The organism is Paenibacillus endophyticus (assembly GCF_014192395.1).
GTDB lineage: Bacteria > Bacillota > Bacilli > Paenibacillales > Paenibacillaceae > Pristimantibacillus > Pristimantibacillus endophyticus.
The window spans coordinates 112,264-135,007 of the sequence record NZ_JACHXW010000016.1; the positions used below are offsets into that span (position 1 = coordinate 112,264).

Genomic DNA, 22,744 nt, shown 5'->3' on the forward strand with positions numbered 1-22,744 from the left:
AATGTTCACCGTAATATATCTAAGCATAAATTAAGGTTTGACCACTTAATATTATATTATTCCTCAATAATATGCTTTGCTTCATTTAGTTCTAACAAAACTAAACTAGTGTTATACTCTCTTCCTCTAGCAATTAACTCCAATACTTCTTCAAAGAAATGGAATTTTACCTCTACATTATCATTTTTAATAGTTATTTCACTGATACTCTCATTTATTATACGACATATAAACTCTTCATTATAGCCAAGTAAAGTATCAAGGATTTCTTCGTAAGGTAAAAATCCATTATCCTTGAATTTTCTTTCTACTGCCCCTGCTAGTTCTAATGTTTTATAATGTTGCGTTGAAAGAAACTTTTTAAACCATTCAACCTTTTCTGTTGGTAATTTAGAAACAGCCTTATCTAAAAAATCATATTTTGGGGAAATAAATATTAGTTCATCACTATCTTTATGTGGTTTATATTCCGAATTAATCCATTCCCGAAATGTATTAAGTGCTTTACCAAGTTCCACAAATACTTCATAGAAAAACTTTCCTTCATCCTTATATCTAAAAAGTTCAACTTTATTGGTTAATTTGTTGACGATGCAATAATTTATAACAGGATCTTTCCAAACAGTAGTTCTTAAATTCCAATATGATGGCTTGAAGAAAAAATCAATTGGTAAATCAAATAATACATTCGCTCTTAGAATATGCTCTAATTTAGGTAGAACTCTTCCATCAAAATAATCGTCAATTTTATCAGTTTCAAATCCTATAAGAGTAGCAAATTCTAGTTTATTATATCTCGTTTGATGAAAATAAACTTGTTGCAATTTATCTGCAAAGTTCAAGGCTGTAAATTCATATTTATCTTTTAAAAAATCAGATAACCTGTGATGCAGATGTATAAATGATTTATTTCTCTCAATTATCTTTACATCCGACTCTTTAAATTTATAATCCTCTTTTCGTATAATTTGACTCATTAATCTTTCTAATTCTTCCCCGTTAGCCCGTATGCTTCTTGTATTTCTTCTGACATAAATAATATTTGATTGTATTATTTCTCCTTTTTGGCTTGTGAAGTCCTTGGATGAAACCCTGATCTTTTCCGAACCTTTAATATAAATTAACCCAAGTTGTATTACTTTCCCTCCAATTTCATGCTCAAAATATAATACTTTTACATCAATTGAATAGCCAAGAGTTGCTTCAATTCTCTGCCCTAAGTCTGCTTCATCAATTTTATTGCTTATCCCAACTATTTCATTTGTCTGATTTTCTATCCCTAATATTAGATATCCACCGCCACTATTAGTGAATGCAAGTAAATCCTTTATAAATTCATAAAACTCCTCTTTTTTTGATATATTAAGTTCCTTTTTAAAATCCCATTTATCATCTTCTCTACCAAGTGAATACATCTCAAAAAACATTTCCTTGCTTAACATAAATGCAATCACCTTTCTTTTAAAATTAATGTTCTCACAAATTAAACTTTACTATATGGATTAAAACCACACCTAAGGAGTAATTCTGGTAGAGTTTTATAGGTCATTGCAAAAGATGTAATCTCACCATGTCACTTTCTGAGGAAAAAATATTCTCTGGATCCATGCCTAAAGAACGAAAAACATGGAGAGCAAAATCGTCTTTATAGTTTTCTCCTCTATCATTAAGTAATCTGTTTAAACTTCCTGCGAATAGATCAGCTATTTGTAATTGCACACTTGCGTATGATTCAGTAGCACCAAATAAATTTAAACGCAGTTTATCTTCATAATTAACTTTAAATTGAAGTTGCAAGTTTTGCTCTATCTTCACCAGAGTTAATGCATCATTTCCTACTTCTTTGTCCTTTGTAAAATTAACAGAGCGTGGTAGGCTTACTCGACCTGTTGCTGTTTCATGCTCAATACCCATATGCACAAGTTGATAATGCAAATCACTGAGCAAATCATCAATCTTTCTTCTATTTTCTCGCATATCAAATGCTATCGCTTGAAAACTGACCATTTCTCCCATTTCAACAACTTTGTTAAAGAACTCAACGTATAAATCATACTGATGTTTTTTCATTTCGGTAAAGTGAAACTCATTTTTAACTGTTAATCCTTTTTCCCTCTTCCATTCACTCATAACTCGTATCAGATTTTCATTTTTGCTTCTTTCAAGCACCCAGTAACTACCGACTATCGCAAAATTCTTGTTCTTCCCAGTTTCGTCGCAATATATATTTATGGTTGGAATATCAGGCTTAGTTGAGAGCTGAATTTCTTTCTCAACCTCTTCTTTACTCTTTCTGAACCTTCTTACCTTTTCTTCTCCTTTAAATAGACCAAATTCATTCTGTATTTTCGCCCTTGCCCTTGCCAAAGAAGTAAGCCTTTCAAATTCATATAATTGTTCGGGGGTTACAGCTTGCCCTTCCTTATAATTCTTCGATTCATATATTTCCCAATACTTTATCATTAGTGTGATGTCAGAATTACGTGTGCTTTGAAATCGATTAAGTAAGTGCGCTACTCGTGTGATTAAATGAAAATGGTCGTCTGCATTCAATCGTTCGATTAATACCTCTTTCTCTTTTTCTCTTCTTGCTAACTTTTCGGGGTCTACTTCTTGCTCATCAAATTCACTTTCTTCCTCTTCTTCAAAAGCAAACAACACTTCATCAGCCATTTCAATCCCCCTACGTATCGTTATACAAATAATGACATAACTATAGCATATGATGGGTCTTTTGGTCTTGTTAACTAGTTAATCGCTTCATCAAAACGAAATATTCAGTTCTTTACTACTACTCACCAACTTATATGCAAGGCTCTTTTTACAAGTGATCACAGTACAAACCATTACAATTGACAAAGATGCTGTTCATCAGTTTCAAACCAATCCTTACTGTCAAAAAGTATAATTTAAGCCACATGTGTCATTAATGATTATTCATATGTTTAGGTATGTTTCAAAACATTAATTAAAATTTATGAAACATACCAACAAACACGTATATGTTTTGACATATAAATGGTATAATATTCTTATGACATACATAGAAAGAGTGATCGCAATGAGCGACATTAGACATTTTGGATATGTGAGAGTATCAAGTAAGGATCAGAACGAAGCTCGGCAATTGGAAGCAATGAAAGATTTGGGAATACTCAAACGTGACATGTACATAGATAAACAAAGCGGTAAGGATACTAATAGGACTGGATACCAGTCTATGAAGAATAGTCTTAGGAAGGGTGATATTCTTTTTATTAAAGAGTTAGATCGACTAGGACGTAATGCACAGGATATAAAAAGAGAGTGGCAAGAGATAACACAAGAAATAGGCGCTCACATCGTTATCCTTGATATGCCGATCCTTGACACTAGGCAGTATCAGAATGGATTAGAAAAGCTTATCTCAAGTATTGTTCTAGAACTTTTATCTTACATGGCTGAACGAGAGAGAGAGAAGATCAATGGAAGGCAAGCAGAAGGAATAGCTACAGCGTTGAGTAATGGTGTAGTGTTTGGTCGACCCAAACAACTCATTACAGATGATTTCAAACAAGCATTCTTCGAGTGGAGACAAGGAGCGATTACAGCTGTTGAAGCCATGAAAATGCTTGAAATGAAGCCTAATACCTTCTATCGTCGAGTTAAAGAATACGAGCAACAAAATGTATAACGCCCTTAGAGGGCGTTATTTCGTCTATATCATCAGATTGGCTGTTGTTTAACGTTTTTTAATCATACCGCAACTGCATCGGGAACCTATCGTGGAATCCTATCATGCACCTAAATTGTTCTTATATTTATAGGCATTCACTAACATCATTATCTAAATCCATCAAACCTCTTATTAAACGAGAATAGTCAAAGAATACATCACAATATTACATTTTATCGTTATCGCATCGTCTGTATAATTAATAAGAGTATAAGGGGAGTGTATACTGTCTCAAAAAGAATATTTAGTTTGAGATAACCAGATCGTAACATTGATGAACTATGTTAATAGCACTACTATGCAGAAGGGTCATTTTAATCTTGAAAAGGATTTCTTCCCGCAAATATATCATCATCACCATAATCAGTATTGTCTTCAACAACTTCATTAATACTTCTAACGAATTCGCCAGTCCACGTATTAACAAAATAACCATTAATCTCCTTTTCGTTCGCCCAACCATATTCTCTTGCATATCTTTCCGAAGAGATCTTTTTCTGTTTCGGCAAAACATTACAACTTATTAGACTTCTTGCAAACTCTTTAAAATCATTTACAGTGTAGGTGTTAGCCCATGTTTGACTATCAACCGGCTTATTTAAGCAATAGGGTTTATGGTCATTGGTAATCATATTACGTTGTTCTAATTTTTTTAGCTGACTTTTAACTTCATCAATAGATAGTCCCGTTAATTTAGCCATATTAACATTAGAACAATCGAATTCATTAAATTTATCAGTAGACATTTTCAAGAAACTGTAAAGATAGAACCCTTCCACACCTAACTCTTCTTTTGTCATGCAATAAATGAACGTATCAATATCAAGCATGTGAGTGTTTTCTAATTGAAAGAATGTTCCATTTTCTATATTTTCCTTCTCCGACTCTTGATCTCTCCAGTATCCCTTTAATGGCATTGATACCTTCCAGCTTTTGTTATTACTATATACATCTTTATATTCGCTTTCAAATCTGAAAACAACCTCTTTGATTGATCTACCATCGGAATCGTCATACCAGTATCTACAGGGCTTATCTGTTTCTTTTCGAATATATCCAATCATTTGTAGTAATCCAGTCTTGTTTTTGGTCAAGTATGTATATTGTTCTGATTTAGCTGGAAACCCTAGAATCTGCTTAATAACACCCTCATTTATTTGGGTTTCTAGTCCTGTTGCTTCATTATATCTGCGATACTGTGCATATCTCCACTGATAGTTAGCCAAAAAATAATATGCATAAGCATATGCAATGTGTGTAGATGTTTTTCCTTTCAATTCATACTCTTCAAAAGCTTCTATGAAGTCATTGAAGATCTCGTTAGGCATATATACCTCATGTTGCTTTTCACTTACTCCTAATAAAGTAACCATCTCCGACTTATTGTAAAATGATTGTCTAATTCTCGCCATTTTGACATCTCTCCTGTCTATTTATCCCATACGATGATTATCCAATTGCAAAAAATATCCTTTAATTCGCATCAATAACTGCTTGTAACTCTTCACTTCTCTGAAATAACCAGAACTTGTTACCACTCTTCTCATGCAGTGCTGAACAAATATAACTGAAACCATTTCGCTTCAAATGTGCCATCAATTTTGAGTTGTAACAAAAGAAGAAATTCTGCTCTACTTTCATACATCAATCCCCCCTTTCCACATACTAAAAAAACCAACTCAAATTTGAGTTGGTCAGTTATAAATCTATTCAGTTTATATTTGAATCTCAGCTTCCTAAGTTTTTGATGTATTTTTTTGTCCTACACTTAATGTAGTCATATCTTCAAAATATGTTCTACTGTTTTGGAAGCATGGTCTGAAAATCTAATATCCGTTCAACTCCACTCTCATTTAATAAAGATTATATACACAATATAGTACTAAATATAATTAATTATTATTAAATGAGAGCGCAGTAGAACGGATTTTATGAAATCAGTATTTATTTTCATATTTTCATAGCATTTACCGAACTGACTGATTACTTATCAGATCGCTATTACATGAATGATTTTCTCTTCTTACTATGATATCAAGCTAAAGAATTTCCGCAAAGGTCTGTTTGAAAATATTTTCCGATCAACACAGATTTTTAATGGATACGAGTGGATTGCGATCCACACGTGGCAAGTAGTGCAATGTTGTTAATTATAATTTCATCAGTACTTTCTTTGGTATTCGATTACATAATTTGAATTAATTTACTTTTTGTCAGTTTCATGCTAGTATATTTTCAAATACGCTCATTAGGAAGGAAGATAAATAGCAATGCTGATACGTGAACAACAAATACACATTAATTTCATATGCAAAATCGAAACAGAGTAGCTTTCTTAGCTACTCTGTTTTTTTGTTAATAAATTTAGACCTGTACTTTTTTTGGTATTTAAGGAGGTGATTATTTATCATTGATTCAAAACAAATGATGATAAGCCCAAATAGTAACACAAGTTTGTTCAATAGAATCACAAAATAAAGGAGATAAATATATATGAGTATGAGAAAAGAAAAATGGAAATACGTAACAGTTACATCAAGCAACGTTGACGATTACCTCAACGATCTGTATCACGATACAAAAGCTCAACACATTAACCAAGGGGTCTCCTTTAACAAGGATGATCCCTATCAAATGGGATTGCTTAGATTGGCATTGATTGAGCCACAAGCTTTCAGTGGATTGTGCAAGAAATTGTTAAATCTCTATTTCGAATCAAAAAATATGCCGATTCAAAACATATCTTTTAAGTTTGAGATACTACCACAAGAAAAAATTGAAACTAAAAGTAAAGAAGAGTCACGATATGAAAATATGTGGATTGACTTTACTTAATCAAGGTGTTTTGAACACAATGTTGAAAATAACTAAGTTATAATTTTCTATTGATTATCCGTTAATTGATGACAAAAAAACCAATTCAATTTAGATATAGGAGCTGTAAATATGACTGAAAACAATGATGACACAAGGAAGAAAATCAGTGAAAAATTCGAACGCATGTTACCGCAAATTTGGGAAAGGGCACGCAGAAACAATGAAGCTTCGAAAACTGAGTATATGAAGCAGTTGCATACAAAACTACTTGATGATTCACGAAATCAGTTCCCCACATCAGTCTTCAATACTTATTTAAAAGGATTAAGCATAGTAGACATTTCAAGTGATGAAAGTATCGTATTCGGAACCAATTCCAATTTGAAAAAGGAAAGGTTGGAGAGTGAATATTTGTCATTACTGAAAACATCACTTAAAAACATTACGCATGTTAATTATGAGATCTCGTTTGTAGTCAATGACTTTGATATACCTGATTCACTTGAAGGAAAAAGTACCGATGAGTTATATGAACTAGCATTCGGCAAAGAAGAACTAGCACGACAAAAGGAACTTAAACGAAACAGATTGATACAACCAGACTATGATGAGTCTCTGTTAAACATAGTAGAATGCGTTCTGTGTGCTTGTGATGATGTCCCCAATGTCTCGTTAAGTATTCCCTTGAAATCAAAAAACGTTAGGATTGTCAGTGTCACCATCAAAGGAGCAAGATGCTCTAAATGTGGTGAGAGCTACTATAGTATGCAGGATATAGACGCAATTCATAAGATCGAACAATTATTGGAAGAGTTGTACCCTCATAACAGGAGTGATTGTCAATGAATGACACTACAGAAATTCAAAAAAAGGTAGATACGATTATTGTTAGTGTAGATGCTTTGACTAATACCATTACATCTACCATGGCGAGATGTGAAGAACGACTCATATCGCTAGAACAAACACTCTGGGTGGTTCAAAAGAAGATAATCGATCAAGACAAGTTACTGGAGGCACTGTCATCCAATATTATGATCGACGAATTAGTAAAAAGAAGAGAACTTCAAAGTAAGATTAAACAATTGAAAGACCAATCAGAAGAGTATCGTCGCTCAACGGGCAGAGCCATTAGAGAAGACGACGATGAAGATTGACACATATTAAATAAACAACTCCAGAAGTTTCAGATTATCCACTTCTGGGGTTGGTCATTTGTTAGAACTGATTTCCGAAGGAAAAGTAATAGACGCAATCAAACACATTAAGAGCCTGTTAAACCAATTGTTTACTGATAATAAAAGGAGTGATGGTTAATGTGTGAAGATAGAGATAAAGCTCAACTCGAACGAATTCTCTTAAACTTGGATTCCTTATCATCTACATTTTCATCAAAAATGGATACCTTATCATCAACAATGGATAAGGTTGAGAAAAACCTCATATTATTAAAAACGATGCTTATAGAGTTGAAAACTACTACTGAAGCAATGCGTGTTAACCATAATGAGTAACAACTATTGTTTACCAAACCTCATATGTTTCAAATTAACCACTGAGAGATATGAGGTTCGTCAATGCGCTTGCGACGGCTCTACGCCTCCTTTTTCTTCGTCTCAGGCGTAAATCAAAAGTACCTACTGATCATCACAATTAGAGTTTCAACATGGTGATTATCGAATTTATGAAAAGAGAAAATCCCTGTAAACAATAAAAAAATGGTACAGGGATTTTCTTATTTGGGTCTTCATTATTCTGATATTGATGTTACAAAACCATCTTCGAAATAAATATATTTGTAACCATAATAAACCCACTGCTCACTCACCCCATAAGCTGTCGTAGTTTTATTTTTATCTTTGGGTTTACCCCATTTCGACTTTTCAACCTTTTCTGCTGTCATTCCTATTTTCGGGTCATAGTATTTTTTATTATGTTCTTGTATTTCTTTAGCGTATTCGAGATCCCTTTTTTCAATTTCTTCATTGTGTAATTTTTCCCATGAATTATAAATCAAGTCTCCTAAATCACCTAACTTATGAATACTTTCCTTGTTTGAAACAAGCATCATTGTATCATCCACTCTGCCCAACAAATCCGAGTAATCATCAGGAGTAGACGTACTATTACTCAAAACAGATGCACAATCTAATAGAAAGCTAATAACCTTATCTTCTGGTTTATTTTGAGATAAAATTGCTTCCTTCGCTTTAATAGGTAAATCATTAACCATTAAACAAATTACATGAGATATAAGTTCATCATTAGTCAATTCCTCTATATTTATTTTATTATTTTCGCAAACTGCATTAACATTCTCATCATTGTTGAGAGTAACAACATTTTGTTCTGCATCCACATATTTCACTGCTTCATTTTCACCACAAGCAGTTAGAGTTATGAATAATGTTATTATAGATATGAATACGATTATATTTTTCATGGTGTATCCCCTTGTAGTTTGTATTCGTATGGTGACTTAATCCATATGAGATCAAATGCTTTGACTAACTCATTAACTTTTGCCTCACAATCACACAGCATATTAAGAGACAAAACTCCTTTCAATAATATTTACAACGATAAATAAATCAAATTGGTGCATATTAACAAATATGATAATACTTTATCACAATTGTATTCATTAATGAACACAATTTGTGTTATATTTTTTAATAGCTTATCACTTCTATACTGGTATAGAGGTGATTTGTAAAATGAACGATGATTTTATTGTCACACCCAAAGAAGAAAAATCCGTGACTATATCGATACGCATAGATAAAACCTTACAAATTAAACTTGATGAATTATCATCCAGAAGTAATCGTTCACGAAATGAACTGATTAACATGGCTTTAGAGTATGCTTTGAAAAATGTCAAATTTATTAATGGAACCAAGAAGGAGCAGTAAAAAAGCCGTCCAAGTTGGACGGCTTTTATTTGTATTGAATTTTCTTACAACTCTAATTTATTCCAAATATATTCTATGGAAGTATTTCAAATATCACAAACAACAGACTCCTTCCATTAAAATAATTTGCTCTTCACCAAATATCTTTGATGCGCACTAAACAATTGAAAATTCTGCTTCATTCGAAATAAAACTTATTCTGCAAATGAATTTCGAACTCATGCACTATCATAAACTTGGTCATACCTTCGCCTTGAAGAATAATGAAATTATAAAGCTCTTGCATAGTTTCAGCGTCAGTGATCAATGAATTTAATATCTCCAATAGCATTCCTTTAAACCCCATTTCTTTCAATTCCTCATCAATGCTAGTAGCAAGCATAGAAATTAACATAATTTAATTTCCTCCAAAATGAATTTAGTGATTGCTGTCGTCATTTTAAATCTCTCCTATGATCGTTAATGATATTTTGGACGCAGTAAACCAGCAGAAAAATATAGATTTTCCTGTTCATTAATGATATTCTTTTTATACGATCTGGCGTATAGTAATATATTATACGCTTGATCGTATAAAGTCAAATTTATTTTAGGAGTGATATACATGTTAAAACTTCGTCTAAAGCTTGACGAGATAATTAAAGAACAAAACATAAGTCAAAACAAACTAGCGCAGATAATCGAAGTTAGACAAGCCACTTTATCCGATATGTGCCGAAATGCACGTACAGAAATCAACATACCAATTATCGAAAAAATCGCAAATCACTTTGGTATTAAAGACATTTCCAATTTAATAGAACTAGTCGATATAAAGGAGGAGAATCAATGATCTCAGACAAATCGCTTGCTGAATTTGGAGTTGTAAAAAGCGAAGCAGGAGTCTTCATACCCAAGGATTTCTGTTTGGTATCTTTATTAAATTGTTATCAGACCAAAGATATTATTTTGACTGATGAACAGCATGAAGCCATCTCAAATTTTTTATTTCATTTGGAGCTTGATTTAGGTATTTGTGACGGTAGTAAGAAGGAATTTTTGAAACAGCGGATTATTGAAGAGGAAGATTGAAGATTAAATACACACCATAAAAAGTTAAATACAACTCACGTTGAATCAGCAGTCCAGCATGAATTTAAGTATTTTAAATTGGCAGACGAATATACCTGTTCAATCATGAAGCAATATGACAGTGCAGGATGCTGTCCATTCGGTGAGGAGTTAAATGGATGCAAACGTAGAATTAAGTTAGCATTTCAAGAGATTTGAATGATCTTTACCATTAAGTTGAATATGCTGTTCAATGCACCCTGATGTGGCAGATCGACCACTTCTTGGGGCATACGTACGAACTCATTCCTGAAAGGGTTGCTCTTTCTCAGTTAAAATCTAAAAGTAACATATTTTTCGTATCAAGATCTAATTAGAATTATTTATCTTATATATATATATATATATATTATAATTCTATTTATATAGGTGGCGAAAAATATGTTACTTTTAGAAAAAAAGCTTGAAATTCTAGATAATCATACTGGTTCGTTCTAAGGGCTTTGGTGACCACTCAGATCGATTTCGAACTTCAAACGTTTAGTTCCTTATCTTCAAGCGCCAGCAAGCTCTATACCCCCTCTGATGTCGTCTATGATGAAAAATAAACCACGTCATCCTCTACGATTAATCATTGTCAAATGGCGTGGTTCGAATGTTTAGTTAAATACGGTGCTCATACTAAATGAACACAATTAAAATGACATAAGGAAAAGTAAAGACTAATTTCGCTACTTTTCCAAAAAAATTTTCTGATCCTTTGCTTTACTCTAGTCAATCATACCTTTTAAATCTCACTCCAAAACCAAAGCCAACTTTATCAACTTTCCATCCTGCATCCATCCACCCTTGAGCCTGTGTTCTTAATGGATGTCTTGTATTTCCCCCACTATGTGCGATCATACTTAGATGATGGTGCAAGTCCACCTGTTATTTCATCTAATTTTTCAAAACAAAGTTGTATTTCACTCACATCTAACTGAGTTAGGTATGTACCAATTTTATCGTACATGCTACTCATTAAACTTCCCCCTAACCTCATTTCGAGCTTTATCGCCATGTGTTTAAATCAAGTAATTCCATTTACTTAGTTTACTATGCATAGACTCAATTGTTTTTTTCTGCTAAATGAAAATATGCCGAAGAATTCAAGATATCTTATTTCATCTTTACTTTTATCATCTTTACAACTTCATCGTAAACCTTAGCATCTATTCTCGAATCCGTTTCGTAATTAGTTGTGTTCCCAGAGTTCAAATCCAATTCATTAACAACTGCATTAAAAGCATAAGAAAACTTTGTTTCAATATCATATGATATTTCATTCTCGATCAAGTACTGTTCAAATATGTGCTATTCATAAAAATCAATAATATCATTGAAATGTTTGATCCTGAACTCACGAAAATATTCAATCAAGAATCTATGGTATGCAATTGATGAACTAAAATCCATATGACACTTCCTATTCATTAGAGATCAAAACCTTATATGCTTTGAAACCTAAAGAAGCATCTTTTAATTTAATGTCATTTCTCAAACGAGCATAACGACTCTCAGGATTATTTATTATAGTTTCATAGATATGTTGAAATTCATTTTGGATAAATGAAAGTAATATCGCCCTATTTAACATTTGATTATCTGAACTTGAATCATCTATAAATTTAGATATGGCTATTTCTGTAGACAATATTCTATCCGAATAAAACCCAATGTTAGTTGTTAAATCATCATCTTCTGACATGGCATTAAACAAATTTTCTAAATCCATGTAAAGTTCTTTTTCAATTTCTTGTACATTCATAGAAATTGCTGTTTTATTTTTTTCATCTTCAACTTTAGATAATTCAATCTGTACCCGCTCAAATAGTGCAGATGCATCAGGATCGCTAGGCTTTTCAATAAGGGCATAATCAAACTGTTTTAATGCTACTTCATATTGATTCTCTTTTAAGGCATCCTTACCTAGTCTCATACTTTCTTCGTAGGGATCACCATTAGAACAACTTGTAAGTAATGAAATTATTACTAATCCACTTAATACACAATTCAGAAACATCAGAGTGAATCTTTTCATTATTTTCCCCTTAAACGTTCTAGATTTTATTGCTACTTTAAGCAGATTCCACACTTAGACCAGTTATCTCCGCAAGACTTATGATTTTTCTTTCCAATTCAAAATGCTCTTCCGAACAATATTTATCTAAGTTTGTTCTTACTCCCTGATTATCATTACGGTGCAATTGTCCGCATTCGGATTTATGTAATCTCTTGTTTGCTTTATCACCAAAATAATTAAACACAAATCCTTATGGGTTCTGGTGGAGCCATGATTCGTAATCTCGCTCATTAAGTTTGAAATGTTCGATCATTAATGCGTCCTCCCTATACCGTCAACTATTCATCGTCTTCTAAATGCTCTTCTCTCAGCATTAGGAACACACATTTTACATACTTCAATCGGTTTCCCTTTATCATTTATATAGTTCCTTGCTTATTTAGCTTTCTTACCACATACAACACACCTAGATTTAAATAACCATGACAACACTTCTAAAGCTCCTCTTTCCTGTTGAGAAATTAAAATCATAAAAATTAAACAAATACTACATTGAAAGCTAAACCCACTTCCAACAATTATACAATGCTACAGGCAATATGTACCATATTTTCTGATTCATAGTGAAAGCTCCCCACATCTGTGGGAAGCTCAGCACGCTTCTACTGCATTTTGTGTAACGACTGTAAATTTATTCACTTTTAAATAATTGATAGCTTAAAACACATTTAGGAGAGCCTTATAGGTATTCTACAATGACACTAGCTAAATACAGTTGGTTATAGCTCATCCATAAATGTGAGTGGACTATGCTTCTGATATTTCTTTGCAATTTCTTCGTCAGAAAAATCCAAATATGCTTTCTGTGTAACCTCTACAGACGAATGCCCCAATATTCTACAAAGTGAAAACCAATCCCCATTGTTTAAGATGTAATATTTAGCAAAGTTATTTCTTAGTTGATGTGGATGAATATGAATACTAACTTTTTCACCAGCATCACGCAATGCACGTTCATAATTCCTTATATCAAGCTGTGTACCTTTAGTTGTCGGAAACATAAATGGACTTTCTGAATATCTGTCCTTATAGCGTAGCCACTGCTTTAATTCATTAGCAGATTTGTAGGAAAAATAAACAAAGCGTTCCTGTTTGTTCTTAGCATTAGTGATATGGATGCTTTTGTGTTGAAAATCAATATTCTCTGGTAAGATACTCAAACATTCGCCAATTCTCATGCCAGTATCCAACAAAAGCCTAGATATAACAAGATTCCTGTATCCATGAAATGTACTTGTCTCGAACTGCCCAAATACCTTCTTCAATTCGTCTGGTGTTAATGTTTTCTTCATCTTCCGTTCTATTCTAGGGTTCTCTAACTTCTCAACAGGATTTCTAGGAATTTCCCTCTCCACTTTATAAAGATAATTAAAAAAAACTTTGATATTGCGAACATAATTAGCAATTGTGGTCGTAGATATTTCTTTTTTAAAATCTTTCCTATTTTCAGGGTGGTTACTTTGCTTTGATTCCTCATTGTTGACTACCGTGTACTTACCGCGTTCCCTCAAATATTTTATATATTGCCGTATATGACCAGACTGTACTTTATTTACTTCCTCAATTTGAAACTCATTTTTGAGATAGGATACAAATAACTTTAATGTCTGCTCATAGCTAGCAAGCGTCTTGCGAGACAAATTTTTGGATGAACAATAAAGCATAAAATTGTCCAACTGAAATTCAATGTCTGTCATAATAAAAAATACCGCCCTTCATTGGATTTTGACAAACCCAATAAATAACGGTATTAGTTGGTATGTTACATAGTAGTTTATCGGTTTAAAATCAGTGATTTCAGATATTTACCGCCAAAATTGTTTTGACTGTAATCTGTTTCCAAAAACCTGAAATTACTAACCGTTACGCTATTAATCCCCCGTTCAGCTAACCTTATGCTCAATCCGTAGCTTGTCTGCAACCATCGCAATGAATTCTGAATTGGTCGGTTTCGACTTGCTGATATTAATCGTGTAACCAAACAGGTGGCTGATGCTGTCGATGTTGCCGCGCGTCCAAGCTACTTCGATCGCGTGCCGAATGGCGCGTTCTACGCGGGATGGCGTTGTTTTGAATTTCTCGGCAATGGCGGGATACAGCGTTTTCGTAATCGCTCCAAGAATTTCAATGTTGTTGTACACCATCGTAATCGCTTCGCGCAAATACTGATAGCCTTTAATATGTGCAGGTACTCCGATTTCATGAATAATGCTTGTTATGTTTGCATCCAGGTTTTTACCCTTCGCAATTGGAACGACATTAGATTTCAACGAGGATGAGCTAGTCGTGAAGCTTCCCGTTGAGGAATAGGTAGGATTACCAACAAGCTGACGAATCCGGTTCGCCAAGATATCCATATCGAATGGTTTTAAAATATAATAAGAAGCACCCAACTGTACCGCTTTTTGCGTAATATTTTCTTGGCCGAATGCCGTCAGCATAATGATTTTTGGCATCGGGGATAGATTAATCTCTTTCAAGCGCTCAAGCACGCCCAGTCCGTCTAAATGAGGCATAATAATATCAAGGATAAGGACATCAGGAATTTTTCTTGTTTCCTCCAAATGTCTTAGAACCTCTTCTCCATTGTACGCGACTCCACTTACACTCATATCACTTTGTTCTGATATGTATTCCGATAACAGGTTAGTAAATTCCCGATTGTCATCTGCCAATAATACTTCGATCTTATGCAAGTTGTGGTCCTCCTCTAAATGATATTGATGATTACGCTCACTAGTTGTCTGCTTAAAGTTTTCGACATGTGAAGTTGAATTCCTTCTGTCGAAAATTATTTTTCTTTATTTTTTTACGTCAATTCGATATAATGAAAATTTTATTACATGTACTGATACCTTTCGTTATTCTTCGACAAAATTCATCGCTCTTTTCCTCTGCTGCGCGTTTTTTAGTTTTGCTCCATAAAAAAGAAAAACGTCTGACTTAGCTGCAGATGAGCTAGAGCAAACGTTTTTCAAAAAAGCATTTTCAAGCCGCATCGGCAATATGACCATTTGCAGATTTAAGAAGCACGCCTGCATCTTGAAGCATCCATTCAATAAAACACCCATAGCCGGATGAAGGATCATTCACATACACATGAGTTACCGCACCAACAAGCTTGCCATCCTGTATGATTGGACTGCCGGACATTCCTTGTACGATGCCTCCTGTTTTGCTTAACAAACGTTTATCTGTAATTTTTATGACCATGCCTTTTGTAGCCGGCCCAGATTGCTTCGATACATGTGCGATTTCAATATCGAAACGTTCAACCTTCTGTCCATTTACAACAGTCAAAATTTGCGCCGGCCCTTCCTTCACATCTTCGGCAAAAGCAACAGGAATAGACTTCTCGCTATAGCTGTGCGTAGGAACTTCATTCATTTTGCCGAATATTCCGAAAGGAGTGTTGCGCTCAACATTGCCCAATATTTTGCTTTCTTTTACGAAATGCGCTCTTTTTTCTCCCGGCTCGCCATTTTGGCTTTTGTTAATAGACGTAACGCTGGACTGTAAAATCTGGCCTTCCCCTACTTCAATCGGAGTTTGTGTATCCATATCAGTAATGACATGTCCGAGAGCACCGTATACACCCTGGTCTGGCGCATAGAAAGTTAACGTGCCGACTCCCGCTGCGGAATCACGGATGTAAAGACCAAGACGCCAAGCTTTATCCTCCGCATCAAATACAGGGCTTAATAACGTGTGATTGATTTGTCCGTCACGCTTGAAAGTTACTTCCAGCGGTTTCTTTTCGTTGCCAGCCCGTTCACTTAAGACCGCGATTCGTTGTACCTGATTGATATTGGCACCATTGATCTTAACAATTAAATCACCTAATCGTAGCCCTGCTGCTTCACCAGGAGATTGCTTCAAGCCATCTGCCCCAGCAACCTGATGATGACCTACAACCAGAATGCCTGATGATTTAACTTTAACGCCAATAGTCTGGCCACCTGGTATTACTCGTAAATCAGGCACCACATTAACTTTTACTGTCTTGAATGGAATTTTACCAAATAATTTCACTTTCATTTTGGTTTGACCGCTTTGAATCGATTGAAGGGACAGTGGTTCGTTCAAATTTACGGATAAAGAATGACTGGTGGATCCGTTAATCTGAAGCATCTGTGGGTCGACCGTTACTTCTGCATGAACGGGCACTCCGTACTGTAATCGTTTCAGCTGCCCAGAGAATAAACGAAGTTCATTCGGGATAGCGGCAAAATGTTGAAACGGAGTGGAGCTTCCGATCATACAAATGAAGAAAACGAGAACTAGGCCAAACCATCGCTTCCTTTGATTGGAGTTCAATGATTTCACGCTCCCTGTAATTCCATCGCATGACGAAAAAGGTTAAGTCGCCAATGGCGTACCTTTAAGTTACCCTCACCCGCATGTTTTATGTCCGCAAAAACATTCCCTAATTGGCTTCCATTACGCCCCCTTCTGTCTAACCGCCAAATCAAGCATTTCCTGTGCATGATGCCTTGTTTTTTCCGTCACTTCCACACCGCCAAGCATGCGGGCCAATTCATCGATCCGCACCTGATCAAGCAGCTCCGTTACCGAAGTGGAAGTACGCGCTCCAATAACCTGCTTCCGTATTTCATAATGGTGATCGGCCATACATGCTACCTGTGGGAGATGCGTGATGGAGAACACCTGGCACTTGAGTGCCAGCTGGGACATTTTCTCTGCAATCGCTTGGGCAGCTCGTCCACTCACACCCGTATCCACCTCATCAAAGATTAGTACCGGCACTTGGTCAATCTCGGCAAAAATACTTTTCAGCGCAAGCATAATACGCGACATTTCTCCACCGGATGCAATCTTGCTAAGCTGCTTTAATGGCTCGCCTGGGTTAGTGGAAAGCATAAAGATCGCCTCATCCATTCCGTTCGTATGCAACCGTATTTGCTTCGTATCGCCACTTCCAGACACGGTTGCATCGATTTGGACACGGAATCTTGCCGATGGCATCTGAAGCTGTCCTAGCTCGTTCTCGATAGCCTCAGACAGCTTTGCGGCTGCATGTCCCCTCAACTGCGACAGCTCCTGCGCCAGCACCAATGATTGGTCATACAGCTTCGCTTCCTTTACACGCAGCTCTTCAAGCAGCTGATCGCGGTTCTCGATTTTGTCGCGATCCATCATTGTCCGGTCCAGGTATGCAAGTATGTCAGGTATGGTTTCACCGTATTTGCGCTTCAATCCGTTTATCAAGTCCAGGCGGTCCTCGACCTGTGATAGCTGATCTGGATCGGATTCAATGCCATCCCGATAATCACGTAATTGAAACGCGGCATCCTCAGCTTGATAGAAAGCAGATTGCAGCTGTTCAAGCAATGGATTCAATTTGGCGGGATCATAGCTCTGAATATCTATTAGCTTTGCGACTGCCTTGCTGACCATGTCAAGCCCTTTGCCACCATACAGCAAATCGTAAGCGTCAGAAACCGCATCCATTCTTTTCCCTGCATACATTAGCTTGCGCCTAAGCTCAGTAAGTGATTCATCCTCATCTACCTTAAGCTGTGCTGCCGTTATTTCCTCAATCTGAAACCGGTATAAATCAAGCATTTGCACATTGTGTCTTGTTGCGTTTTCCAGATCGCGAAGCGATGCTCTAACCTGCTGCAATCCGCTGAATACGGTCCGGTAATTTTGTTTGCGCTCGATCAGCAGATCGCCTGCAAACAAATCCAACCATTCCAAATGCTGCTCCGAGCGCAGCAATGATTGATGCTCATGCTGCCCATGAATATTTACGAGACATTCTCCGATTTCTCTCAGCATTGTCATTGTGACGAGCTGTCCGTTCACCCGACTGCTGCTCTTGCCATGCGCGGACAGCTCGCGCCTAATGACAAGCATCTCTTCATGTACGGCATGTACACCCAGTCTATTCAGCACCTGCCATACGGGATGTATGCTTGGAAGATCAAATAAGGCTTCCATTTCTGCTTTGTCACAACCATAACGCACCATGTCTGCGGAGCCTCTACCGCCGACCAACAAACTTAGGGCATCGATCAATATCGATTTGCCTGCTCCTGTTTCTCCTGTCAACACATGAAAGCCATGATGAAAAGTAACGTTCACTTCTTCGATTACCGCTAAATTCCGAATAGACATCTCACGCAGCATGGTTCTTCCTCCTTAGTTCAATAACTCCAGTATTCGTTCAACGACTTCTCCGCTCTGCGTCTTCGTTCTGCAGATCATCAGAATAGTATCATCACCACAGATAGTCCCCATAACTTCTGACCACTCCATGTTGTCGACCAGTGCACCAATCGCATTCGCTGAGCCGGGCAAGCATTTCATAACCACCAAATTATCCGTAAAGTCAATATGTTCGAAATGATCAAGCAATGCGCGCTTTAGTTTATGAATCGGGTTCTGCTTCTGATGCTCCTGCGGGATGGAGTACTTGTACCTTCCTTCACCAGCAGGAACCTTAATCAGCATCATTTCTTTCATATCGCGGGACACTGTGGCCTGCGTAACCTGCATGCCCGAGTCACGCAACGCCTCCACCAGTTCTTCCTGCGTCTCGATTGCGCGCTTTGTAATAATTTCCTTGATTCGGAATTGTCTAATTCCTTTCATGAAAAAACCTCCGTGATTTAATAATCTGAGATGTGAAACGTGATTTTCCGAATTAGCTTTTCCTTTGCGTCAACGAATAATATGCCTTCACACTCAGGTAGAAGAAGAGCATACACGAGTAATTTATCCCTTACACCACTCGGTGACCAATCTATGGGCATCCGATCACGTGCCGTCTTCACTACATAGCTGCAATTATCCTTCACAGCGATGTAGTCTATATAAATCCGGCTGCCCTTTCCAAGTGGAACGTCGTTTACTTTAATGGGAACTGGAATTAAATGCTTACCTGAGCTTACCTCGTACCCTGATTGCTCCAGCAATATGATATTCTCATCATCCGCTGCAAGCACGCCGCCCTTCCCAAGCTTGAGTCGATTCACACTCGCAGGCTCATGCAGCCATCGGTGAAACATTCGAAACAGCCAGAATATAAACAAGCAGCCTGCTACCAGCATGATCATCCAATCGCCATTCGTTCCCACTCGCATCCTCCGTTCATTAAAGGACAGTCTCCTTTAATCCTTCGCTATGCGGTGCGATTATTCCTGTATTTGCCGACAACCGAACATTTGTTTGCTTTTACACAGTTTATCAAATATTGCACCCGCCTGTAAAGTAAAAAAGATGCCGGCAGCTACGACGCTGCTCGACACCTCTCGAATATGATATAACAATGTTGTACTTATTTGCCTGCTGTGAATGTTTCATTTGCTTGCTTGACTAAAGCAGTTAGGGATTCATCATTCGGAAACACAGAGCTTGGTTCTGCCGACCAATGCCAATAAGCTAAAAATTCAATGTTCCCTTCTCCTCCCGTAATAGGCGAAAAGGTAATATCCTGCAAAGAATAACCGAGCTCCGAAGCCATCGACAGTACAGTACGCAGTACATCACGATGTACAACGGCATCGCGAACGACTCCCGATTTCCCAACTTTCTCGCGACCTGCCTCGAATTGTGGTTTGATGAGTGCGACAATTCCGGACCCAATCGATAACAACGTCGATAAAGCCGGCAATATATGCTTCAAAGATATAAAGGAAACATCGATCGTAGCGAATGTAGGCAACGGTCCTGTCAAATCAGCAGGCTGTGTGTATCTGAAATTAGTCCGTTCCATGACATGGACGCGTTCGTCCTGTCGTAGCGAATAATCCAATTGATTATATCCGACATCGATCGCATACACATAGGACGCACCGTTTTGCAGGGCACAATCCGTAAAGCCCCCTGTCGACGCTCCAATATCAAGCATAACGCGACCTTGAAGGTCTATGTCGAAAGCCCGAAGGGCTTTCTCAAGTTTAAGGCCGCCACGGCTCACATACGGATGCAGAGCGCCTTTTACTTTGATATCAGCGGCTCTCGGTACTTTCATGCCGCTTTTGTCAACAGGCTCATCATTAACTAGCACAAGTCCTGCCATCAAAGCTGCTTTAGCTTTTTCTCTGCTCTCATAAAATCCGCGTTCAACTAGGAGTACGTCAATCCGTTCTTTTGGTGTTGTAGTCATCTGTCTCCCTCAAAGTTACTGTTGGCCAGTAACTCGCTTCATTCGCCGTGGCTGCATGTTTTTCAAATCGGAAGCGACGCGTTCAGCCGTTAGTCCGATTTCTACTCTTTGCTCTTTGATTGTGCCGTGCTCGACAAACAGATCAGGCACGCCAATGATACGAATAGCAAGGCCGTAAATGCCTCTTAATGAATAAAATTCAAGTACCGAGCTTCCGAATCCGCCAAGCTCAGCATTTTCTTCCAGCACGATCATTTGCTTGCCTTCTGCTGCGAATTGGAGAAGCATTTGCTCATCCAGCGGCTTAATAAACCTCGCATTTACAATTTGAACGTTTATGCCGTCACGCTTTAGAAGCTCAGCAGCTTCCTCAGCAACCTGTAGCATAGGCCCAATCGCCATTATGACGCTTGAATCGCCTTCTCGGACCGTCTCCCATTTTCCGATAGGCAGTGCCTGTGGATTGGGATCCATCTCTACGCCAAGACCCGCAATCCGAGGGTACCGCACTGCAATCGGCCCATCATCATAATCAACGGCTGTCTTAAGCATTTGTCGCAGTTCATTCTCATCCTTTGGCATCATAATAACCAAGTTAGGTATATGCCGCAAAAATGAAATATCATAAACGCCATGATGCGTTTCTCCATCTGGACCAACAAAGCCCGCGCGATCGATTGCAAATATAACATTAAGATTCTGCCGGCAAATATCATGTACAACTTGATCATACGCACGCTGCAAAAAGGTGGAATATACGGCAAAAACCGGCTTCATGCCTTCAATAGCAAGCGCAGCCGACATCGTAGCCGCATGCTGTTCCGCAATCCCAACATCGATCATCCGATTCGGGAACCTTGCAGCAAAGGGAAGCAATCCAGATCCGCCAGGCATGGCGGGCGTCACGGCAACGATTCGTTCATCCTTCTCCGCAAGTTCGATAAGCATTTGCCCGAACACATCTGTATATACAGGAGGTCCGACCGCCTTCACAACTTGACCCGATTCAATCTTGTATGGCGTTATGCCATGCCATTTGAATGAGTCTGCCTCAGCAGGCGAGTAGCCTTTTCCTTTCACCGTCAATACATGGACAAGTACAGGCCCAGGCATGGAATCGGCTTGCTTCATAATATCGATCAATTGTTCAATATCATGCCCGTCTACCGGACCAAGATACGTAAATCCGAATTGCTCGAACAAAATACCGCTTACGAGCAAATATTTCAAGCTGTCTTTGAATCTTTCAGCAGTCTTAGCCAATTTCCCGCCGATTGCCGGTACTTTGTTCAAAAGCTGCTGCAGCTCGTCCTTGGCTTTATGATAATGGCGGTCCGTCCGGATCTTTCCTAAATAATGATGCAATGCTCCTACATTTGGCGCAATGGACATTTCGTTATCGTTCAAAATAACGATTAAATCTTTTTTCTCATGACCGATATGATTGAGTGCTTCCAAAGCCATACCGCCAGTAAGCGCGCCATCACCAATAACGGCTACAACACGGTTAGTCTCGCCCTTCAGATCACGGGCAAGCGCCATGCCCATCGCAGCAGATAGCGACGTACTGCTGTGACCGGCTTCCCATACGTCATGCTCGCTTTCGGCACGTTTAACAAAGCCGCATAGGCCTTTATATTTTCGTAAAGTATCAAACCGTTCCATTCGGCCGGTTAATATTTTGTGAACGTATGATTGATGGCCGACATCGTAAATAAATTTATCTTCTGGACTATTGAATAAATAATGCATGGCTAGGGTCAGCTCTACAACTCCCAAATTCGGAGCGAGATGACCACCCGTAACGGAAAGCTTCTCAATAAGGAACTGACGGATTTCAGCGGCCAGTTGCTCTAGTTGAGCGGTTGTCAAAGCTTTCAAATCTTGAGGTCCGTTAATCTGGTCAAGCAGCACGTTACTTTCCTCGCTTTCGCGGACGCGTATTCCAGCCGTCCCATGAACATCTACATTTTACCTATTATAGCATACTG

Annotated in this window: 23 protein-coding genes; 7 read left to right on the top strand and 16 right to left on the bottom strand. The window is 37.5% G+C overall.

Features of this window, described 5'->3' with window-relative positions:
• Window positions 1-56 precede the first annotated feature (56 nt).
• Window positions 57-1,442: an ATP-binding protein gene (locus FHS16_RS22330; RefSeq protein WP_183567995.1), complete on the bottom strand. Its 1,386-nt coding sequence runs from the start codon at window positions 1,440-1,442 to the stop codon at window positions 57-59.
• 103 nt (window positions 1,443-1,545) lie between these two features.
• Complete coding sequence (locus FHS16_RS22335) at window positions 1,546-2,673, bottom strand: DUF3800 domain-containing protein (RefSeq protein WP_183567998.1); 1,128 nt, start codon at window positions 2,671-2,673, stop codon at window positions 1,546-1,548.
• 388 nt (window positions 2,674-3,061) lie between these two features.
• Here FHS16_RS22335 and FHS16_RS22340 point away from each other — a divergent pair, with 388 nt between their 5' ends.
• Window positions 3,062-3,673 carry a recombinase family protein gene (locus FHS16_RS22340; RefSeq protein ID WP_183568001.1) on the top strand — a complete coding sequence of 204 codons (612 nt, stop codon included), beginning with the start codon at window positions 3,062-3,064 and terminating at the stop codon, window positions 3,671-3,673.
• A gap of 356 nt (window positions 3,674-4,029) precedes the next feature.
• Here the strand turns inward: FHS16_RS22340 and FHS16_RS22345 are convergent, their stop codons facing one another.
• Both FHS16_RS22345 and FHS16_RS22350 read right to left on the bottom strand, forming a co-directional pair.
• Window positions 4,030-5,127, bottom strand: coding sequence for a hypothetical protein (locus FHS16_RS22345; RefSeq protein ID WP_183568004.1), 1,098 nt, complete (start codon window positions 5,125-5,127; stop codon window positions 4,030-4,032).
• Between the two features lie 61 nt (window positions 5,128-5,188).
• Window positions 5,189-5,356, bottom strand: a complete 168-nt coding sequence (locus FHS16_RS22350; RefSeq protein WP_183568006.1) for a hypothetical protein — start codon at window positions 5,354-5,356, stop codon at window positions 5,189-5,191.
• An 852-nt stretch (window positions 5,357-6,208) separates the two neighbouring features.
• Between FHS16_RS22350 and FHS16_RS22355 the strand changes: the two genes are divergently transcribed.
• From FHS16_RS22355 to FHS16_RS22365, 3 genes are all read left to right on the top strand, one after another.
• On the top strand, window positions 6,209-6,550 hold the full coding sequence (locus FHS16_RS22355) for a hypothetical protein (RefSeq protein WP_183568009.1): 342 nt from the start codon (window positions 6,209-6,211) through the stop codon (window positions 6,548-6,550).
• 111 nt (window positions 6,551-6,661) lie between these two features.
• Window positions 6,662-7,378, top strand: a complete 717-nt coding sequence (locus tag FHS16_RS22360) for a hypothetical protein (RefSeq protein ID WP_183568012.1) — start codon at window positions 6,662-6,664, stop codon at window positions 7,376-7,378.
• The gene (locus tag FHS16_RS22365; RefSeq protein ID WP_183568014.1) at window positions 7,375-7,689 is read left to right on the top strand and encodes a hypothetical protein; all 315 of its coding nucleotides are present in this window, start codon (window positions 7,375-7,377) and stop codon (window positions 7,687-7,689) included. The genes FHS16_RS22360 and FHS16_RS22365 overlap by 4 nt, the downstream gene beginning before the upstream one ends.
• Window positions 7,690-8,282: 593 nt before the next feature.
• Here the strand turns inward: FHS16_RS22365 and FHS16_RS22370 are convergent.
• Entirely contained in the window at window positions 8,283-8,975 is a 693-nt protein-coding gene (locus tag FHS16_RS22370; RefSeq protein ID WP_183568016.1) for a hypothetical protein, read from the bottom strand.
• Between the two features lie 274 nt (window positions 8,976-9,249).
• On the opposite strand from FHS16_RS22370, the gene FHS16_RS22375 reads away from it, so the two are divergent.
• Window positions 9,250-9,447, top strand: coding sequence for a CopG family ribbon-helix-helix protein (locus FHS16_RS22375; RefSeq protein ID WP_183568018.1), 198 nt, complete (start codon window positions 9,250-9,252; stop codon window positions 9,445-9,447).
• A 178-nt stretch (window positions 9,448-9,625) separates the two neighbouring features.
• Here the strand turns inward: FHS16_RS22375 and FHS16_RS22380 are convergent, their stop codons facing one another.
• A complete protein-coding gene (locus FHS16_RS22380; protein ID WP_183568020.1) occupies window positions 9,626-9,841 on the bottom strand; it encodes a hypothetical protein in 216 nt (71 codons plus the stop codon).
• Window positions 9,842-10,051: 210 nt separating this feature from the next.
• Here FHS16_RS22380 and FHS16_RS22385 point away from each other — a divergent pair, with 210 nt between their 5' ends.
• On the top strand, window positions 10,052-10,279 hold the full coding sequence (locus FHS16_RS22385; RefSeq protein WP_183568022.1) for a helix-turn-helix domain-containing protein: 228 nt from the start codon (window positions 10,052-10,054) through the stop codon (window positions 10,277-10,279).
• Window positions 10,276-10,518 (top strand): hypothetical protein, encoded by a 243-nt coding sequence (locus FHS16_RS22390; protein WP_183568024.1) that lies wholly within the window; start codon window positions 10,276-10,278, stop codon window positions 10,516-10,518. The genes FHS16_RS22385 and FHS16_RS22390 overlap by 4 nt, the downstream gene beginning before the upstream one ends.
• An 868-nt stretch (window positions 10,519-11,386) precedes the next feature.
• On the opposite strand, the gene FHS16_RS32295 is transcribed toward FHS16_RS22390, so the two are convergent.
• The 10 genes from FHS16_RS32295 to dxs form a co-directional block, all read right to left on the bottom strand.
• Window positions 11,387-11,518: a hypothetical protein gene (locus tag FHS16_RS32295; protein ID WP_281379162.1), complete on the bottom strand. Its 132-nt coding sequence runs from the start codon at window positions 11,516-11,518 to the stop codon at window positions 11,387-11,389.
• A gap of 444 nt (window positions 11,519-11,962) precedes the next feature.
• Window positions 11,963-12,577 carry a hypothetical protein gene (locus FHS16_RS22395; protein ID WP_183568026.1) on the bottom strand — a complete coding sequence of 205 codons (615 nt, stop codon included), beginning with the start codon at window positions 12,575-12,577 and terminating at the stop codon, window positions 11,963-11,965.
• A 761-nt stretch (window positions 12,578-13,338) separates the two neighbouring features.
• Entirely contained in the window at window positions 13,339-14,316 is a 978-nt protein-coding gene (locus tag FHS16_RS22400) for a tyrosine-type recombinase/integrase (RefSeq protein ID WP_183568029.1), read from the bottom strand.
• Between the two features lie 186 nt (window positions 14,317-14,502).
• Complete coding sequence (gene spo0A, locus FHS16_RS22405; protein WP_183568032.1) at window positions 14,503-15,315, bottom strand: sporulation transcription factor Spo0A; 813 nt, start codon at window positions 15,313-15,315, stop codon at window positions 14,503-14,505.
• Between the two features lie 292 nt (window positions 15,316-15,607).
• Window positions 15,608-16,936: a SpoIVB peptidase gene (gene spoIVB / locus FHS16_RS22410; RefSeq protein WP_183568035.1), complete on the bottom strand. Its 1,329-nt coding sequence runs from the start codon at window positions 16,934-16,936 to the stop codon at window positions 15,608-15,610.
• A 123-nt stretch (window positions 16,937-17,059) separates the two neighbouring features.
• Window positions 17,060-18,772 (bottom strand): DNA repair protein RecN, encoded by a 1,713-nt coding sequence (recN, locus tag FHS16_RS22415; RefSeq protein ID WP_183568039.1) that lies wholly within the window; start codon window positions 18,770-18,772, stop codon window positions 17,060-17,062.
• A gap of 12 nt (window positions 18,773-18,784) precedes the next feature.
• The gene (gene ahrC / locus FHS16_RS22420) at window positions 18,785-19,237 is read right to left on the bottom strand and encodes a transcriptional regulator AhrC/ArgR (protein WP_183568042.1); all 453 of its coding nucleotides are present in this window, start codon (window positions 19,235-19,237) and stop codon (window positions 18,785-18,787) included.
• Window positions 19,238-19,254: 17 nt separating this feature from the next.
• Window positions 19,255-19,722, bottom strand: a complete 468-nt coding sequence (locus FHS16_RS22425) for a hypothetical protein (RefSeq protein WP_183568045.1) — start codon at window positions 19,720-19,722, stop codon at window positions 19,255-19,257.
• A gap of 200 nt (window positions 19,723-19,922) precedes the next feature.
• Window positions 19,923-20,753, bottom strand: coding sequence for a TlyA family RNA methyltransferase (locus tag FHS16_RS22430; protein ID WP_183568047.1), 831 nt, complete (start codon window positions 20,751-20,753; stop codon window positions 19,923-19,925).
• Window positions 20,754-20,768: 15 nt separating this feature from the next.
• On the bottom strand, window positions 20,769-22,667 hold the full coding sequence (gene dxs, locus FHS16_RS22435) for a 1-deoxy-D-xylulose-5-phosphate synthase (protein ID WP_183568050.1): 1,899 nt from the start codon (window positions 22,665-22,667) through the stop codon (window positions 20,769-20,771).
• Between the last annotated feature and the right edge of the window lie 77 nt (window positions 22,668-22,744).